The sequence below is a fragment of the Arthrobacter glacialis genome (assembly GCF_002909445.1).
Lineage (GTDB): Bacteria > Actinomycetota > Actinomycetes > Actinomycetales > Micrococcaceae > Specibacter > Specibacter glacialis.
In genome coordinates this window covers 116,562-133,478 of record NZ_PPXC01000002.1, presented here as the reverse complement: position 1 = coordinate 133,478, position 16,917 = coordinate 116,562, and the positions used below count along the sequence as shown (strand labels likewise).

At 63.2% G+C, this 16,917-nt stretch carries 16 protein-coding genes; 9 read left to right on the top strand and 7 right to left on the bottom strand.

All coding sequences use genetic code 11. The annotated features are described in order from the left end of the window. Window positions 1–28: 28 nt before the first annotated feature. The 3 genes from CVS27_RS20465 to glpX form a co-directional block, all read right to left on the bottom strand. Window positions 29–1,021: a putative endonuclease domain-containing protein gene (locus CVS27_RS20465; protein WP_133162859.1), complete on the bottom strand. Its 993-nt coding sequence runs from the start codon at window positions 1,019–1,021 to the stop codon at window positions 29–31. Window positions 1,022–1,246: 225 nt separating this feature from the next. Next, entirely contained in the window at window positions 1,247–2,251 is a 1,005-nt protein-coding gene (locus CVS27_RS02895; protein WP_103464238.1) for a lipid II:glycine glycyltransferase FemX, read from the bottom strand. A 16-nt stretch (window positions 2,252–2,267) separates the two neighbouring features. After that, complete coding sequence (gene glpX, locus CVS27_RS02890; protein ID WP_103464237.1) at window positions 2,268–3,305, bottom strand: class II fructose-bisphosphatase; 1,038 nt, start codon at window positions 3,303–3,305, stop codon at window positions 2,268–2,270. 178 nt (window positions 3,306–3,483) lie between these two features. Here glpX and CVS27_RS02885 point away from each other — a divergent pair, with 178 nt between their 5' ends. The 6 genes from CVS27_RS02885 to CVS27_RS02860 all read left to right on the top strand — a co-directional run bounded on the left by CVS27_RS02885 (window position 3,484) and on the right by CVS27_RS02860 (window position 9,302). Further along, window positions 3,484–4,116 (top strand): DUF4245 domain-containing protein, encoded by a 633-nt coding sequence (locus CVS27_RS02885; RefSeq protein WP_165788046.1) that lies wholly within the window; start codon window positions 3,484–3,486, stop codon window positions 4,114–4,116. Further along, window positions 4,113–4,760 (top strand): carbonic anhydrase, encoded by a 648-nt coding sequence (locus CVS27_RS02880; RefSeq protein WP_103464235.1) that lies wholly within the window; start codon window positions 4,113–4,115, stop codon window positions 4,758–4,760. The genes CVS27_RS02885 and CVS27_RS02880 overlap by 4 nt, the downstream gene beginning before the upstream one ends. Window positions 4,761–4,900: 140 nt before the next feature. Next, window positions 4,901–6,331, top strand: a complete 1,431-nt coding sequence (locus tag CVS27_RS02875; RefSeq protein WP_103464234.1) for a class II fumarate hydratase — start codon at window positions 4,901–4,903, stop codon at window positions 6,329–6,331. Between the two features lie 157 nt (window positions 6,332–6,488). Continuing rightward, the gene (locus CVS27_RS02870) at window positions 6,489–7,166 is read left to right on the top strand and encodes a TetR/AcrR family transcriptional regulator (RefSeq protein ID WP_103464233.1); all 678 of its coding nucleotides are present in this window, start codon (window positions 6,489–6,491) and stop codon (window positions 7,164–7,166) included. After that, complete coding sequence (locus tag CVS27_RS02865; RefSeq protein WP_103464232.1) at window positions 7,163–8,839, top strand: MDR family MFS transporter; 1,677 nt, start codon at window positions 7,163–7,165, stop codon at window positions 8,837–8,839. The genes CVS27_RS02870 and CVS27_RS02865 overlap by 4 nt, the downstream gene beginning before the upstream one ends. A gap of 103 nt (window positions 8,840–8,942) precedes the next feature. Beyond that, the gene (locus CVS27_RS02860; protein ID WP_103464231.1) at window positions 8,943–9,302 is read left to right on the top strand and encodes a hypothetical protein; all 360 of its coding nucleotides are present in this window, start codon (window positions 8,943–8,945) and stop codon (window positions 9,300–9,302) included. A 44-nt stretch (window positions 9,303–9,346) separates the two neighbouring features. Here CVS27_RS02860 and CVS27_RS02855 read toward each other — a convergent pair whose 3' ends face one another. Both CVS27_RS02855 and CVS27_RS02850 read right to left on the bottom strand, forming a co-directional pair. Beyond that, window positions 9,347–9,817, bottom strand: a complete 471-nt coding sequence (locus CVS27_RS02855) for an NUDIX hydrolase (protein WP_103464230.1) — start codon at window positions 9,815–9,817, stop codon at window positions 9,347–9,349. A gap of 9 nt (window positions 9,818–9,826) precedes the next feature. Next, window positions 9,827–11,326: a CitMHS family transporter gene (locus tag CVS27_RS02850; RefSeq protein WP_103464229.1), complete on the bottom strand. Its 1,500-nt coding sequence runs from the start codon at window positions 11,324–11,326 to the stop codon at window positions 9,827–9,829. A gap of 168 nt (window positions 11,327–11,494) precedes the next feature. On the opposite strand from CVS27_RS02850, the gene CVS27_RS02845 reads away from it, so the two are divergent. Together CVS27_RS02845 and CVS27_RS02840 are read left to right on the top strand one after the other, a co-directional pair. Then, window positions 11,495–13,267 carry a sensor histidine kinase gene (locus CVS27_RS02845; RefSeq protein ID WP_103464228.1) on the top strand — a complete coding sequence of 591 codons (1,773 nt, stop codon included), beginning with the start codon at window positions 11,495–11,497 and terminating at the stop codon, window positions 13,265–13,267. Then, window positions 13,264–13,926, top strand: a complete 663-nt coding sequence (locus tag CVS27_RS02840; protein WP_103464227.1) for a response regulator — start codon at window positions 13,264–13,266, stop codon at window positions 13,924–13,926. The genes CVS27_RS02845 and CVS27_RS02840 overlap by 4 nt, the downstream gene beginning before the upstream one ends. 38 nt (window positions 13,927–13,964) lie before the next feature. Here CVS27_RS02840 and CVS27_RS02835 read toward each other — a convergent pair whose 3' ends face one another. Next, on the bottom strand, window positions 13,965–14,474 hold the full coding sequence (locus CVS27_RS02835; protein WP_103464226.1) for a prepilin peptidase: 510 nt from the start codon (window positions 14,472–14,474) through the stop codon (window positions 13,965–13,967). Window positions 14,475–14,543: 69 nt separating this feature from the next. On the opposite strand from CVS27_RS02835, the gene CVS27_RS02830 reads away from it, so the two are divergent. Continuing rightward, window positions 14,544–15,323 (top strand): hypothetical protein, encoded by a 780-nt coding sequence (locus tag CVS27_RS02830; protein ID WP_103464225.1) that lies wholly within the window; start codon window positions 14,544–14,546, stop codon window positions 15,321–15,323. A 75-nt stretch (window positions 15,324–15,398) separates the two neighbouring features. On the opposite strand, the gene phoH2 is transcribed toward CVS27_RS02830, so the two are convergent. Next, window positions 15,399–16,775: an RNA 5'-3' helicase PhoH2 gene (phoH2, locus tag CVS27_RS02825; RefSeq protein WP_103464224.1), complete on the bottom strand. Its 1,377-nt coding sequence runs from the start codon at window positions 16,773–16,775 to the stop codon at window positions 15,399–15,401. Between the last annotated feature and the right edge of the window lie 142 nt (window positions 16,776–16,917).

Here is a 16,917-nt window from a genome sequence, read left to right as displayed (position 1 = left end):
AAGTCGCATCAGCTGCGCACTCACCACGTCATTGAAATTCTCGACGTGTATTGAGGGCGCCCCGGAGCGATTGGCCAGCCAAGTTCTTTGGATCCGGCCAACCACCCCGCACCAACATCCGTGCGAGTTTGGTGACAAGAATAAGTTCCCCGGCCTGCATGTCTTTCCTGTTGATCAGCGCCTGGTGCCAGCCCAATGAATTGGTGACAAAATCCCTGTCATGGTCCTTGGTCTGCTGCTCCGGCGTGAAGTGATGGTTGCCGTCGTACTCGGCGCACGTTTTGTACTCCTCGTTGGCTAGATCAGGAGCCACCATGGCGAGTCCGTCAGGGCCCAGGATTTCCACATTTGGCTCAAAATCCGGCAGTGGTGATCGGGCTATGATCAGCCGAAGCCTGGTTTCCGGAGGCGAATCCGAACCCACCCTGACCCATTCCATGGCTGCCAGCAGTTTGCGCATCCCCCGTGCACCGGCATGCTCGGCAATGTAGGCGTTCAGGGCGTTCCGTTCCACCATGGCCGTTTTGGGCGGTACGCATTTGCTGTGATGTTCGCAGACTATCTGGTCGGCAATGTCCACAAGCTCATCAAGGGTGAGCAGGGACGCAATATCCACCAGCGTCCTCTGCACAGAGGTGACAGGTACTCCGGCAACGATCACAAGGTCCCCTGGCCCCAACAACAAACGGCGTCCGTTGACGTGCCGGCGTCGAGGTGACGACTCACCCCGGGGCCTGGCCACGTCAAGGCATTGGGCGGCCTCAAACCGCGATGGGAGGAACAAGCCGTGGATCTTGGCGGCCGTGATGTGGCTGATGAAGCTGGAGCTGGTTACTGATGTGTGGGCCCGGCAAGACTCCAACAACTCAAAACTGCCACTTCGCGGCAACCTAATTTCCCGGCTCGGCGTCCAAAGGTCCCGTGATCGGGTTCTTGCCGGCGTCAGTCCCGCACGCCGTGCCTGGGCAACGGTGAAGGGGAGCTGTTGCAGGTGCAACGGGAGGGGCTTCAATCTGCTCATGCACCCCATTAATACCCGGTTGGTGCCGCGACGGGGCGCAATACTGGGCTGCTCATGAAATCTGTGGATAACGGGCGCGTTTAGGCCACTCAACTGCCGAAAAATCTGAGGTGAAAGGGGGATCGCCGCGCGCTGCCCTGCATGGGAACCCAAAAGCAGACGTGAGTGTGCAGCTGATGCGAGTTCCGGCGTCGGAAGTCACATCTGCTGCGCACTCACGTGCGGTTAGCGCTTGAGGATGCCGCGGGCCTTCTTCATAGCCTTCCGGCCCAAGGGGAGCGCCTTGGCGAACACCGGGTAGAGGGGTGACAGCCCCAAATCCCAGGTGCCGGCCAGCATGTTCTCGTGGTCGGCAAAGCCAAACTTGAATTTGGAGACACCGTCATTGAGCAAACCGTTGAAATCGTAGCGGGTGATCCCGCGCGCCTTCATCTCCTGGATGGCCAGCCATTTCAGCGAGAAGTTGGCCCGCAACTGGCTGCCCGCCTCCGTCATGCCGCCGTACAGCTCAAAGGCCGTGGAGCCACTGGCTGCGAGCCACAGGAAGGCCACGAGCTTCTCGCCGTCGAACGCGCCGTAAATGGGCGAACCCGCACCCAGGTTCCTCAGAATGTCGCTGTAGTAGGAGTCCTGGTGGATCCCAAATTCGGCACGCTCAGCCGTCTCCTTGTACACGGCCATGCACTGCGGCAGCTCGGCCGCGGTGACGGCACGGTACTCCAGGGCCTCGCGGCTGGACTTGCGAATGTACTGGCGCGTCTTCTTGGACATGGCGCCCAGCAGCTCGTCCTCACTGCGGCTCAGGTCCAGAATCAGTGTGCGCGGGATCAAGATTGTGCTCGAACTGCGCGCCCATCCCGACGCCGGCAGGGACGCCGCGGCCACGGAGTCGGCATCCCAGTCGGGCTCAATGCTCAGGGCCACGGACTTGTGGGTTGCCTTCACATAGCGTCCGACGGCGTCCAGCACCTCGATCTCCCGGCCAGCGGCGGACTGTGGTCCCCTGGCGATATACGCCAGTGAGCGGAACGGGAACGGCAGCGGGCGCAACAGAATTTGGGCCGACCCCACCACGGCGCCATCCTCGAGGACCAACACCCGGTCCACCCGCCAATTGTGGGCGGCCTTGGTTTCTCCCCAGCCCCACAGCTGCATGGGGTGCCCCTGCTGGGAATCAACAGCGGCATCCCACTCGTCACGGACACGGCACGGCACAACGTTCAAAGTCATGCTCCAACCCTACCGGCTAGCTGCGACGGGCGTAGGTCTCCCACTTGGCTGCCTGGTGCTCGCCATCAACGAATCGGACGGTGCCTGACTTGGAGCGCATCACGATGGACTGGGTCAGGACGCGGCCCTTGTCGTAGCGCACGCCGCGCAGGAGGTCGCCGTCGGTGATGCCTGTTGCGGCGAAGTAGCAGTTGTCGCTGGTGACGAGGTCGTTGGTGGAGAGGACCCGGTCCAGGTCGTGACCGGCGTCGAGGGCCTTCTGCTTCTCGTCATCGGAGGTGGGCCACAGCCGGCCCTGGATGACGCCGCCCAGTGTCTTGATGGCGCAGGCGGCCACAATGCCTTCGGGGGTGCCGCCGATGCCCATGAGCGCGTCGACGCCCGTGCCCGTGCGAACGGCCGCAATGGCTCCGGCTACGTCGCCGTCGAGGATGATCTTGGTGCGGGCGCCGGCGTCGCGGATTTCCTGGATGAGCGGCTGGTGGCGGTCGCGGTCCAGCACCATGACGGTGAGCTGGTTGACCTTCACACCCTTGGCTTTGGCGATGAGGTGCAGGTTTTGCTTGACGGGCAGGCGCAGGTCAACCATGTCGGCGGCCTCGGGGCCAGTGACGAGCTTCTCCATGTAGAACACGGCGGAGGGGTCAAACATGGTGCCGCGCTCGGCCACGGCCAGCACGGCAATGGCGTTGTTGATGCCCAGGGCTGTCAGGCGGGTGCCGTCAATCGGGTCAACGGCAACGTCGCATTCCGGGCCGGAGCCGTCGCCCACCACTTCACCGTTGTAAAGCATGGGGGCTTCGTCTTTTTCGCCCTCGCCAATAACGACTACACCGTTGAAATGCACGGTTGAGAGCAGCGAACGCATGGCGTCCACGGCTGCGCCGTCGGCCAGGTTCTTTTCACCGAACCCCACCCAGTGCCCGCCGGCAATGGCTGCAGCTTCGGTTACTCGCACCAGTTCTAGAGCTAGGTTCCGGTCCGGCTCGCTGTCGCCTACGGCGAGAGAGCGGGACAATTGCGAATAGTCAGCTTGTGATGCTTTTTCAGCCACGTTGAAACCCCGTTGTTCAGGTAGGCGCAGATTTATGGTGCGCGACGGTGCGCACCCCTGACATGTTTCGCCTACGGTAGCCATCATAAGCGAAACAGTCGTTGCGGCCATGGTGATGTATGCCACGTCAGGGCTGCTGGTGAAATTATCCTGTAACGATTTCTGGGAAGATGGTCACGTGAGTGACTACACCCCTACCCCTCCCGTGAAGCCAGTTATTGCCGCCGGAGCAGCAAAGCGCGCCAACGCATCCATCATGGGCATGCTCCTGGCCATGTTCTCCACAGTGGCCATTGTTGTCACCATTGTGTGGCTCAATCCGCAACAAAAGGCGGAGTCATACCGCACGCCCATCGATGTTGCGGCCATTGCCAGCCACGCGGCGGGGACGGCCGGGTTCACCCCCGTGGCGCCCGCCCTGCCCGATGGCTGGTACGCCAACTATGCGCGCTGGAACCCGCCGGGCTCTGATGGTGTTTCATTCTGGGACGTAGGTTACGTAACATCCGCCAACACGTTCATTGCGCTTCGCCAGTCCGCCACGGCCAACCCCACCTGGACTTCCGACCAGGCACAGAACGCCCCTGTTACGGGAAACCGCACCATTGACGGCCGTGTCTGGGAGCTGCGTGATAAACCTAAAGGGGACCGCAGCCTGGTTCTGGTGAGTGGCACAACGACCATTGTTTTGACCGGCGCGGCAGATTTCAAGGAATTCGATGTCCTTGCCACCGCCGCCGGCCGGCTCGTGGATGCCGCACCCGCCAGCCCGGCTGCCAGCATTTCTACTACGAAGGGCAGCACCTCATGACCGATGGAGAAGTCGACGCCATTACCTTCCCGCCCCACACTCCCGCGGAGGCTTGGGCCACGCTGATGGCAGGCAACGCCCGTTTTGTGGACGGCAAGTCCTCCCACCCCAATCAGGACGCCGCCCGCCGCGCCTCGCTGCTGTCCACCCAGCACCCGTTCGCCGTGATCTTTGGCTGCTCCGATTCGCGCCTGGCCGCCGAGATCATCTTTGACCTTGGCCTTGGCGACGCCTTTGTGGTCCGCACGGCCGGGCACGTCATTGACAACACCGTGCTGGGTTCCCTGGAGTACAGCGTTGAGTACCTGGAAGTTCCCCTCATCGTGGTCCTGGGCCACGACAGCTGCGGCGCCGTGACAGCCACCGAGGCTGCTGTTTCCACCGGCAAGATGCCCGCCGGGTTCATTCGCGACCTGGTGGAGCGCATCACCCCGTCGGTGCTGACGTCCCTGCGCAAGAACAAGGACAGCGATGTCAGCGACATGATCGAGGAGCACGTCCGCCAGACGGCCGCCCGCCTGGTGGAGAACTCCCCCATCATCGCCACCGCCGTTGCCCGCCAGCGCACCGCAGTGGTTGGCCTGACCTACCGCCTCGACGACGGCAGCGCCGACCTGGTCTACAGCAACGGTTCCATAGCCTAGATATGCCCAAGGGAAGGCTCGACGCCGGGACTCACCTCCCGGCGTCGAGCCTTCTTTGCGTCCGACCGGGCAGGCAACGGGACTGCTTGGGGACGGGACACAGTTTTTAGCTCGGGGCGTGGCGGCGATATGGTGTAGGCATGACTGATACTGCCGCGGCTACCGCACAAGACTTCCGTATTGAACATGACACCATGGGCGAGGTCCGGGTCCCGGTCAACGCCCTGTACAGCGCTCAGACCCAGCGCGCCGTGGAAAACTTCCCGATTTCTGGCATGACACTGGAGTCAGCCCACATTGCCGCCTTGGCCCGCATCAAGAAGGCAGCGGCCACCACCAACGCCGAGTTGGGTGTTTTGGATGCAGATTTGGCCCGCGCCATTGAAAAGGCGGCCGATCTGGTTGCTGCTGGCAACTTCGACGGCGACTTCCCGATCGATGTTTTCCAGACCGGTTCCGGCACGTCCTCCAACATGAACATGAACGAGGTTCTGGCGAACCTGGCCAACAAGGCCCTGCTGGCCTCGGGCTCGGATAAGACCGTTCACCCGAACGACCACGTCAACGCTTCACAGTCCTCCAACGACGTGTTCCCCACCTCCGTTCACGTGGCTGCCACCTCGGCCCTGATCAACGATCTGATCCCGGCGCTGGCCTACCTGGCCGAGTCCTTGGAGCGCAAGGAAGCCGAATTCGCCACGGTGGTGAAGTCCGGCCGCACCCACTTGATGGATGCCACCCCCGTGACACTGGGCCAGGAATTTGGCGGCTACGCAGCGCAGATCCGCTACGGCATTGAGCGTGTGGAGTCCGCACTCCCCCGCGTCGCCGAAGTTCCTTTGGGTGGCACCGCCGTTGGCACGGGCATCAACACCCCGGCCGGCTTCCCGCAGCGCGTGATCGCCCTGCTGGCTGCGGACACCGGCTTGCCGCTGACCGAGGCCCGCAACCACTTTGAGGCCCAGGCCAACCGCGACGGTCTCATTGAGGCCTCCGGCCAGCTGCGCAACATCGCTTACTCCATCATGAAGATCAACAACGATCTTCGCTGGATGGGTTCGGGCCCCAACACGGGCCTTGGCGAAATTGCCATCCCCGATCTGCAGCCCGGCTCCTCGATCATGCCCGGCAAGGTCAACCCAGTCATCTCCGAGGCCGCCATCATGGTTGCCGCCCAGGTGATTGGCAACGACACCACCATTGCCCTGTCCTCCACGAACGGCGCCTTTGAGCTGAACGTCGGCATCCCGGTCATGGCTGCGAACCTGTTGCAGTCCATCCGCCTGCTGACCAACACCTCCCGCATCATGGCCGACAAGATGATCGACGGCCTGACCGCCAATGTGGAGCGCGCGCGCTTCCTGGCCGAGGCTTCCCCGTCCATCGTGACCCCGCTGAACAAGTACATCGGCTACGAGAACGGCTCCAAGATCGCCAAGCACGCAGTCAAGAACGGCCTCACCATCCGTGAAACCGTTCTGGCGCTTGGCTTCGTTGACCGCGGCGAAATCACCATCGAGCAGCTGGATAAGGGCCTTGACGTTCTCGCCATGACCCGCCCCCCGCAGTAACTCCCGGCTCTCCCCGAGCTTTTGCAACTGGCCCGCAGAAAACGCCGAAAATTCACGATTTTAATGAGTTTTTCGGCGTTTACTGCGGGCCAGTTGTGATTAATTCCACTCCAAAAACATTTTGCACTCTGACCAAAATAGTGCAAACTTTTACTTTGTGACTGAAAGTGCAAAAAATTGTGCCGCGCATGGCTTGCGCGCCCGTAAACGTGAAGCAACCAGGTCCGCCATCACCGCGGCGGCCCGGCGTGCCACTGCCCAAAAAGGCCTCAACGGCTTCACCATCGAGCAGCTGTGCGAGGAAGTCGGGGTGTCCCGGCGGACGTTCTTCAACTACTTCCCCTCCAAGGAAGACGCCATCATTGGCCACCTGCTCGACGAGTTTCCGGCAGCGGCCATCGCCGAATTCCTTGCCGGCGGCGCCCAGGATTCCGGCGTGGAACGCGGGCCCCATGGACTCTCCACCACACTGCTGCGCGATTTGTACACGCTCACCTGCGCCATGGCGGCGCAGCTGGGCTTCACCAAGGAACAAATTCATCAGCTGATCGCTGTCATGAAGATGGAGCCTGCCCTCACGATGAAAATGATGGGCAGCAGCAAGATTCGCGAAGCAGAATTCGCAGACCTGATAGCCCAGCGGGAACACCTGGACCCGGACGATCCCCTGGTCAACATGGCGGCAGCCGTCTTTGGCACGTGTTCGCACCGCGCCAGCCAAGCCTTCTTCTCGGAAGAAAACACAGCCAGCTACGGCGACCTCCTGGCCGGCAACCTGCGCCTGGCCCAACAACTTTTCAATTTCTCCCTCTTACCCTTCGAAGGGACCCCATGAGTACCGCCATCAAAGCAGGCGAACCGCTCCTGCTGACCCAAAAGAGAATCTGGATCATCTTCTCCGCGCTCATCGCGGGCATGATGCTCTCCAGCCTCGACCAAACCATTGTTTCCACCGCCATTCCCACCATCGTGGGCAAGCTGGGCGGCGTGGAACACCAGACCTGGATCACCACCGCCTACCTGCTGGCCACCACCATTGTGATGCCCATCTACGGCAAGTTTGGTGACGTGCTGGGCCGCCGCAACCTGTTCCTGGCAGCCATTGCCATCTTCACGCTGGCCTCGATCGGCTGCGCCTTTGCCACCGACTTCTGGGGCTTTGTGATCTTCCGTGCCATCCAGGGCTTGGGTGGCGGTGGCTTGATGATCCTCTCGCAGGCCATCATTGCTGACATTGTCCCCGCCAACGAGCGCGGCAAGTACATGGGCCCCCTGGGTGCCATCTTCGGCCTCTCAGCCGTCGCCGGCCCCCTCCTGGGCGGCTACTTTGTGGACCACCTCACCTGGGAGTGGGCTTTCTACATCAACATCCCGATCGGCATTGCAGCGTTCATCATTGCCTACTTCACCTTGACCCTGCCCTCCAAGAAGGCAACCAAGAAGATTGACTTCATGGGTGTGGTGTTCCTGTCGGTTGCCACCACAGCCTTGATCTTCTTCACCGATTTTGGCGGCAAGCAAGACGGCTGGACCTCCATGACCACATGGTCGTGGGGCGCCCTCATGCTGGCAGCCGTGGCGCTGTTCATCTTCACCGAGTCCCGTGCGGCAGACCCCATCATCCCGCTGTCCCTGTTCAAGAACCCGATCTTCCTGAACTCCACGGCCATCGGTTTTGTCTTGGGCATGGGCATGTTTGCCGCCCTGGCATTCGTCCCCACGTTCTTGCAAATGTCCTCCGGGACCTCCGCCGCCGAGTCAGGCCTGCTGATGCTGCCCATGATGGTGGGCCTGATGGGAACCTCCATCTGGTCAGGTATCCGCATGACCAAGACCGGCAAGTACAAGGCTTTCCCCATTGCCGGTTCAATCCTGACCATCATCGCCATGCTGTGGATGACCACGTTGTCCGCCGAAACCCCCATCTGGGTCATTTGCGCGCAGCTGTTTGTCTTCGGCACCGGTTTGGGCCTGATCATGCAGATTGTGGTCATCGTGGTGCAGAACTCGGTTCCGGCCTCCCAGTTGGGAACCGCAACCAGCACCAACAACTACTTCCGTGAAGTGGGTTCCGCCTTGGGTGTGGCCGTCTTTGGCGCCATGTTCACCACGCGCCTGGCCGAATCCCTCAAGGACGTGTTCACCACAGGTGGCGCATCGGCTGAGGAGGCCGGCAGTGCCATGTCCTCCCTGGACCCGCAGGCGCTGCACCAGCTCCCGCAAGCCATCCAGGACGGCATCATCAACGCCTACGCCGATTCCCTGGCTCCGGTGTTCTGGTACCTGATCCCGTTCATGATCGTGGCCCTGGTGCTGGCGATCTTCATGAAGGTCATCCCGCTCTCGGACACTTCCGGCATGGTGGCCCGCGGCGAGGCCATTGGCGGGGAAGAGGCTGAGCGTCTGGAAGCTGCGCGCCTGGCCAGTGGCACCGCCGCTGATTCCGAGACTGAGGCTGAGGCTGGCGACACCCTGCTGCTGAGCAAGGAAGACCCGGACAAGCCGTAGCCCGATCACAAAAGGCGCGTGCCGCCGTCGTACTTTAGGTGCGACGGCGGCACACGCCTTTTGCGTTTGCGTAGACTGGGCAGCTGGCCGGGAAGGGGCACGGATGGACTACGAAATAGTTGAATTGCTGGTGGGCGGGGTGCTTGCCCTGCTGCCCATTGTGGCGGTGGTTGTGGTGGGTCTGTGGTGCATGAAACAACCACAACGGCGCATGCCCTGGTTCTTCTTTCTGGGGCCGGCGGCGTCGGTGGCATACATCTGGATTGCGGCGTACCTGGCGATGGCCGTATTTCAGCCGCCGGTTGACCCGGCGTTCGCTGGCGGCCGGGGCCTGGACCTCAGCGGCTTCTGGATCATCGGCGGTTCAATGGTGGGTGGCATTGCCGGCGTGCTCACATCGATGCTGCTGTGCGCCGCGAACCTGCTCCGGCAATACGGCCGCCACGCAACGGACGCCCCCTAGCACCAACCTCGGGCAAATCTTGCTGAGAATCAGCGGCGGTGGCCTCAGCGTTGGAAGTGGGCTTCTCCGCTGAACGCCACGGCCCGCTGGATGCAGGCGAGGTGGCCGGGGCGCAGCGGCGGGAGCCCGTCCACGGAGAACCAGCCCACGGCAACGGACTCGTCGTCGTTGAAACGCGCCGTGCCGCTGATGTGGCGGCAAATGAATTCAATGCTCAGGAAGTCGCACACATCACCGTTAGGAAACGTCACTGGCCCCACCACCGTGATGCCCATCAGATGCTCAATGGTGGCAACGACGGCGGTTTCCTCAAAGATTTCACGCACCAGCCCAGGCCCGGGCTCCTCCCCCGGTTCCAGGATTCCCGTGATCAGCGCCCAGCCACCGGTGTCCGAGCGTTCGCCCAGCAAAACCCGGCCCTCGGCGTCGAACACCACACCGCACACCCCGGGCAGCCACAGCGGATCGTGGCCGATCTTTTCGCGCATCTTGACAATGAATTCCGGTGATCCCATGAAACCAGCCTAGCCCCAGGGAACGACGCCGATTCCGACGGCCACGGCCAGCATCACCAAGGACACTACCAGTGCGCGCCACAGCACCTTCTTGTGGTGGTCACCCAGATCCACCTTGGAGAGTGAGACCAGCAGCAGGATGGCCGGCACCAGTGGGCTTTGCATGTGGACCGGCTGGCCCGTGATGGAGGCCCGGGCCATGGCGGCCGGGTCAATGCCATAGTGGGCAGCCGTTTCGCTCAGCACGGGCAGCACACCGAAGTAGAACGCGTCGTTGCTCATGAAGAACGTCATGGGAATGCTCAGCAGTCCGGTGATCACGGCCATGTACGGACCCATGGAGGTGGGGATGACGCTGACCAGCCACGCGGCCATGGCATCCACCATGCCGGTGCCGCTGAGAACGCCGGTGAGGACGGCAGCAGCCATCACCATCGAAACCACTGCCACGATGCTGCCAGCGTGGGAGACGAGTGCACTGGCTTGGTCCTTGACCCTGGGGAAATTGACCACCAGGGCAATGGCCGAGCCAACCATGAACACGTAGGGCAGGGGCAGGATGTCCATGACCAGAACTACCATGAGCGTGGCGGTCAAGACCAGGTTAAACCAGAAGAGCTTGGGACGCAGGGTGCTGCGGTTGGGGTCCAGCTGGGAATCGGCCAGGGAGGTGTTGACGGCCTGTGCATCCTGGTTGGCCACGGCAAGAACCTGCTCATCAAAGCGGGCCTGCGCCGCGGATCGGGGCTTTTCCACCGTGAGCACGGTGCCAGCGGTTCCGGTGCCAGTTGATCCCTTGCCGGCCGAGGTTTTGCCACCAGCCGCAGTGGCGGGGGTGCCGCCTGAGGGGGTGCCGCCGTCGTGCTTGGAGCTTTCACTCCACGAGCTGCCGGACACGGCTAGGCGACGGCGTTCGCGCAGGCCCAGGTGCCAGGCGAAGAGGAAGATCACAATCATGCCGGCAATCAGCGACGGGATCATGGGGACGAACACTTCGCTGGGGGACACTTTCAGCGCTGCGGCGGCGCGGGCTGTGGGGCCGCCCCAGGGCAGGATGTTCATGGTGCCGTTGGCCAGGCCGGCCACGCAGGTCAGCACCACAGGGCTCATGCCCAGGCGCAGGTAGATGGGGAGCATGGCCGCCGTGGTGATGATGAACGTGGTGGAGCCATCGCCATCCAGGGAGACGATTGCGGCGAGCACAGCCGTGCCGAGGACCACCTTCGCGGGGTCGTTACCCAGGGTCCGCAGGATCAGCTTGACCAGGGGGTCGAACAGGCCGACGTCGATCATCATGCCGAAGTAGACAATGGCGAACATCAACAATGCCGCTGTTGACGTTAGGCTTTTCATGGAGTCCATGACCATGTCGCCCAGGCCCAGGCCGGCTCCGGCGAACAGGCCGAAGATGGTGGGGACAACTATCAGGGCCACCACGGGCGTCAATTTCTTGGTCATGATCAACGCCATGAACACCGCTATCATGGCAAATCCAAGGATTACCAGCATTTGAACTCCTTTGTACAAAGGCCGCATTTGTGACCCGCTATACAGAGAATAGAGTGGTCTGCATCACACGCGGTGGTTAAGTTCGCTTGCTCCAACTAGTGCCCATTGAACACGTTTAGCCCATTAAGCCCACACTTGCAGTGAGTCCCATCCCTGAAGGAGAGTTCGTTGACGCAGGTACGCCCCACGCCCAGGCTGCGCTTCTCCACCCGCGTCCTGCTCCTGCAACTGGGCGTGGTGTTTGCCGTGGTGCTCATCACCGCAGGCACCTTTGCCGCCCTGACCTACCAGCGGCTGGGCGATCAGGCCGAGGCGCGCGCACTGGCCGTGGCCCGGGCCGTGGCATCCGGGGAGGATGTGCGCCGCGAAACCGCAGCCCTCGCCACTTCCCCTGCCTCTGCTCTAACTCCCGCCAGCCTTGCCCACGGGCCACTCCAACTCGGTGCCGAGTCCACCCGGGAGCGGACGGGGGCCTTCTTTGTGGTCATTACCGATGACACCGGGCTCCGTCTGGCGCACCCCAACCCGGCCCTGTTGGGTCAGCAAGTTTCCACCGACCCCTCGGTGGCCCTGGGCGGCGGGGAAGAGACGTCGCAGGACTCCGGCACCCTGGGGCACTCGGCTCGGGCCAAGGTTCCGGTGTACGCCCCCGGCGCGGAATCCGATGTGGTGGGTGAGGTCAGTGTGGGATTCTCCAGCGACGACATCGCAGCCAGTCTGGGGCCCAATATTCTTCCCCTGGCGCTCACGGCGGCCATGTCTTTGGTCCTTGGAGCGCTGGCGTCAACCATGATGGGGACCCGGCTGCGGCGCCTCACCCTGGGCCTGGAACCGGAGGAAATCGCCGGGCTGGCACAAGACCAGGAAGCTGTGCTGCGCGGCGTTGACGAAGGCGTCATCGGAGTCTCCGAGAACGGCACCATCACAGTGTTTAATCAGGGGGCACGGCGGCTGCTGGCCCCAGACTCCACCGCAGACTTTGGCGGCATCCCCTTGAACCAAAGTGGGCTGCCACCGTTTCTCTTGGCAGCTGCGGCCGGGAGCGAATATGGCCCCTCAGAGCATGTTGCCGGGGACCGGGTGGTCATTGTCTCGGCCCGCCCCGTCAAGCTCGACGGCGACGACGCCCGGGCCCTGGGCAAGGTCATCATGGTCCGTGACAGGACCGAGGTGCAGGCTCTGACCCGCCAATTGGATGCCGTCAACGCCCTGGGCACAGCCCTGCGGGCGCAACGGCACGAGTTCGCCAACCGCCTGCACACGGTGGCCGGGCTTCTGGACCTTGAGCGGGCAGCCGAGGCCCGCGACTACGTTAGTGCCATCATGAGCAACGGCCCGCTGCGGTACCCCGCCAGGGACCTGGGCATGCTGGGCGATCCCTATCTGGAGGCCTTCATCGGCGCCAAGAGCATCGAAGCTCAGGAGCGGGGCGTGGAATTGAGGATAGGGGCTGACACCCTCATGCGCGGCCACGTCACGGACCCCCAGGACGTGACGGCGGTTCTGGGCAATCTCCTGGACAACGCGATCCTGGCCGCCGTATCCGGGTCAGCCGCCCAGAAGTGGGTTGAGGTGGAACTCTTGGATGACTTTTCAGCTGCCGGGGCCACCCTGCATCTGGTGGTGGCTGATTCCGGGGAGGGACTGCCACCAGCCGGTGCTTCCGACTCCTCCGCGGATGCCGCCGTCGATGCCAGCGAGCTGATCTTTGCCGCCGGTTTTTCAACCGCTGCCGCGGAACCGGGGGTTGCCGACCCGATCGCCGGGCACGGCGTGGGGCTGGCCCTGATCCGGCATTTGGCCCGCCGCCGTGGCGGCGACGTCTGGGTGGCCGACGCCGGCTCCCCCACCACCCACGGCGCCGTATTCTGCGCCCGCCTGCCCGGCGTTGTCTCGGCTGTGCCCGACGAAGCTGTGCCCGTCCCAGAGGAGAAACCATGAGCCACGATTTCACCGTCCTGATCGTTGAGGACGACTTTCATGTTGGACGGCTGCACGCAGGTTTCGTCAACGCCGTGCCGGGCTTCCGCGCCCTGCCCCCGGCGCCCACCGCCGCCCAAGCCCTTAACGTCATCCATGCGCAGGCGCCGGATCTGGTCTTGCTGGATGTCTACCTGCCTGACGCCACCGGACTGGACGTGCTGCGACGCATTGACGTTGATGCCATGATGCTCAGCGCCGCCTCTGATCCCGAAACCATCCGCAAGGCCCTGCGCCACGGTGCACTGGCCTACCTGATCAAACCGTTCTCCGCCCAGCTGCTGGAGTCCCGGCTACGCGGATACCTCAGGTACCGCCGCCTTCTAGCGGAAACCGGCACCCTCTCGCAGGACCGGCTCGAATCCGCCTGGCAGGCACTGCACCCGGCCGCTGCGGCCACGGGCCCCCGGCCGGGCTCAGCCACGGAGACGGCAGTGCTGAGCGCGCTTGCCCAGGGCGGGGACCAGTCCACCGCGGACGTGGCCAAGGCTGTGGGCATTTCCCGGACCACTGCCCAGCGGTATTTGCAGGGCTTGGCCGACGACGGCGCAGTTGTCATCTCCCTGCGCTACGGCGCCACCGGACGGCCCGAACACCGCTACAGCGCGGCCAAACCCTAGGGGCTGGTTTCGGCTGGCTCTGGGGCTGGCCGTGGCCCTTAGGCGGGGACCAGGAGCAGGGTGGCCAGCGCCCCTGCCAGCATCGAGGGGCCAAAGGGAATCGCCGACTTGGCAGTGCCGCGGCGGCTGACAATCACGGCCACACCCCACAACCCGCCCACGACGAACCCTGCGCCCAGGCCCAGCCAGACATGCTGCCAACTGAGGAAACCCAGGAACATGCCCAGCACTCCGGCCAGTTTCACATCCCCAAAGCCCATCCCGGCGGGGTAGAGCGCCCACAGCAGCCAGTACAGCGCGCCCGCAGCCAGCGCTCCCCCAACAGCACTGATCACCAGTTGCGGCATGCCCGCTGCCAACGCGGCGCCCAGGAGCAAAACTGCGGCCACGGGATAGGCCGGCAGCACATACCGGTTGGGAAGTTTATGGGTCCGGATGTCGATGACGCTCAGCACCACCGCAAGCCACAATAGGTACAGGCAGGCGGCCAGGACGGCGAGAAACGCCGCCAGGCTAGTTTCAAGCAGATCGGACAACCGAGTCACCATAGCGTGATGCTACGCCATGGGCGCGCCAAGCGGGGCAAACTCTGCAATTCCCGGGGCTATGCTGTGGACATGACTGCCCCAACTTTCACCGTCGATACTTTCAGACACCTTTGCCGCTCGTCCCCGTGGCGCTGGCAGAGCTTGCGTTTTGAGCTGCACCGAAAGTTTCCTGCTGCGAACGGCAGCGGCGAGAACCCAGACACCGCCGACACCGCCGCGGCGCTGAAGTGCTGGGTGCGGCGCCCCGGCGCCTTGCGGGTGGAAACACTGGAGGGGACGTTGCTGGCCAGCACCACCAAGATCAACGAATCCAGGGATTCGCTCTTTATCAGCGGAAACCGCAAGCCCTGGCTGTTGCCGCCGTCGTTGGTGAACCCGGTGCGGGACGGCAACGGTTTTGTGGTGCGGCGCCCCGAGGCCCTCTATGGCGAGCCGGCTTATGGCTCCGGCCGGTTCTCTGCGGCGCTGGACCCGGTGGAGTTGGCCGGGGACCGCCCGGTTCCCCTGGAGGCACCCTTTGCCAATGTGGCCGAGATTTCAGATATTGCCCCTGTCAGCCATCAGGGGCGGGAAGCAGTTGAGGCGGTGCTGACACCCAATGCCTCCTACCGGCCCACCTTTGCCGATGCGCCCCTGCTGTTTCCCGGGCGGACTGCCGTCCGCATTGACCTGGAGACTGGCATTTGTGTGGCCTCCCAGTCCTTGGATGGCGAAACAGCCGGGGCCGGGCATTGGATGGTGCTGATGGGCATTGACGAGTACATGCTCGATGACCTGTTTGAGGAAGTCAGCATGGGCCTGACGGATGTGCGGTCCCACATCCCCTGGGATCTGGGCCCCACCCAATAACCACCCCGCCTCCCGAACGGGCAGTAGTTGTTGATGTTTGCGCTAAACATCAACAACTACTGCCCGTTCGCGAGGCTAGATTTCGGCGCGCTCCAGCATTTCTGTCACGAGTGCCGCAATGGGTGAGCGCTCCGAGCGGGTCAGGGTGACGTGGCCAAAGAGCGGATGCCCCTTGAGGGTTTCCACCACTGCCACGACACCGTCGTGCCGGCCAACGCGCAAGTTGTCCCGCTGGGCCACGTCGTGGGTGAGAACAATTTTGGAGCGCTGGCCAATGCGGCTCATGACCGTCAGCAGCACGTTCTTCTCCAGCGACTGCGCCTCGTCCACAATCACGAAGGAATCGTGCAGTGACCGCCCGCGAATGTGTGTCAGCGGCAACACCTCCAGCAGGCCACGCGCCATGACCTCCTCCATGACGGCGTCCGAAACCACCGAACCGAGGGTGTCAAAGACCGCCTGGGCCCAAGGGTTCATCTTCTCGCTTTCGGAGCCGGGCAAGTAGCCGAGCTCCTGGCCACCCACCGCGTACAGCGGCCTGAACACCACCACCTTGCGGTGTTCGTTGCGTTCCAGTACAGCCTCCAGCCCGGCGCACAGGGCCAGCGCGCTCTTGCCCGTGCCGGCCCGCCCACCGAGGGAAACAATGCCCACCTCCGGGTCCATGAGCAGATCCAGGGCGAGCCGTTGTTCGGCCGAGCGGCCGTGCAGGCCAAAGACGTCACGATCCCCGCGCACCAGGCGGACGTTCTGGTCGGCACCAACCCTGCCCAGCGCCGACCCCCTGTTGCTGGTGATGACCAGCGAGGTGTTCACCGGCAGGGCTGCAGCCTCGGGAATGGCTACTGCCTCATGGTTGTACAGGGCCGCCATCTCGAAATCCGTGGCATCGATTTCCTCAACACCCGTCCAGCCCGAATCTTGGACAAGCTCGTTGCGGTATTCCTCCGCGGCCAGGCCCATGGCGGAGGCCTTCACTCGCATGGGGACGTCCTTGGACACCACCGTCACGTTGTGCCCCTCGTTGGCCAGGTTTTTGGCGACGGCCAGAATGCGGGCATCGTTGTCGCTGCCTCGCATGCCCGCCGGAAGCACCTCCAGCGAAACGTGGTTGAGCTCCACACGGAAGGTCCCGCCGTCGTGCCCCAGGGGAACAGGATCACTCAAGCCGCCGTGCTGGGTGCGCAGGTCATCGAGCAGGCGCAGGGCTGTGCGGGCAAAGTAGCCCAGTTCGGGGTCGTGGCGCTTGGCCTCCAACTCCGAGATGACCACGATCGGGACAATGACCTGGTGTTCGGCAAAACGCGTGATGGCCCGTGGATCAGCCAGCAAAACAGAGGTGTCAATGACGTAACTGCGCAGTTTCGCCCCAACACTTGCGCTTGCTGAATGCTGTTCCCGGTTCAAAGCTTCAACCACGTCGACTCCAGCCCTCCGGAGCGTATTGTGCATCCGGATTCTAATCGGTACGGCGAGCGGAGTTGCCCTCCGTTATGCCTAAAGCTACGCCTTCGGGGGTGGCTGCTTTGCATACACGGAGGGCGTGTCGGGCAACGGCGAGCTTAACGTTTGGTACCGACGACGGCGAAATGGT

What these genes read in the sequence shown, in the direction of transcription:
- CVS27_RS02875 (WP_103464234.1), top strand. Translation starts at nt 4,901, where the DNA reads ATGACTGATACTGCCGCGGCTACCGCACAAGACTTCCGTATTGAACAT.
- CVS27_RS02880 (WP_103464235.1), top strand. Translation starts at nt 4,113, where the DNA reads ATGACCGATGGAGAAGTCGACGCCATTACCTTCCCGCCCCACACTCCC.
- CVS27_RS02840 (WP_103464227.1), top strand. Translation starts at nt 13,264, where the DNA reads ATGAGCCACGATTTCACCGTCCTGATCGTTGAGGACGACTTTCATGTT.
- CVS27_RS02835 (WP_103464226.1), bottom strand. Translation starts at nt 14,474, where the DNA reads ATGGTGACTCGGTTGTCCGATCTGCTTGAAACTAGCCTGGCGGCGTTT.
- CVS27_RS02850 (WP_103464229.1), bottom strand. Translation starts at nt 11,326, where the DNA reads ATGCTGGTAATCCTTGGATTTGCCATGATAGCGGTGTTCATGGCGTTG.
- CVS27_RS02865 (WP_103464232.1), top strand. Translation starts at nt 7,163, where the DNA reads ATGAGTACCGCCATCAAAGCAGGCGAACCGCTCCTGCTGACCCAAAAG.
- phoH2 (WP_103464224.1), bottom strand. Translation starts at nt 16,775, where the DNA reads ATGCACAATACGCTCCGGAGGGCTGGAGTCGACGTGGTTGAAGCTTTG.
- CVS27_RS02895 (WP_103464238.1), bottom strand. Translation starts at nt 2,251, where the DNA reads ATGACTTTGAACGTTGTGCCGTGCCGTGTCCGTGACGAGTGGGATGCC.
- CVS27_RS02855 (WP_103464230.1), bottom strand. Translation starts at nt 9,817, where the DNA reads ATGGGATCACCGGAATTCATTGTCAAGATGCGCGAAAAGATCGGCCAC.
- CVS27_RS02860 (WP_103464231.1), top strand. Translation starts at nt 8,943, where the DNA reads ATGGACTACGAAATAGTTGAATTGCTGGTGGGCGGGGTGCTTGCCCTG.
- CVS27_RS02830 (WP_103464225.1), top strand. Translation starts at nt 14,544, where the DNA reads ATGACTGCCCCAACTTTCACCGTCGATACTTTCAGACACCTTTGCCGC.
- CVS27_RS20465 (WP_133162859.1), bottom strand. Translation starts at nt 1,021, where the DNA reads ATGAGCAGATTGAAGCCCCTCCCGTTGCACCTGCAACAGCTCCCCTTC.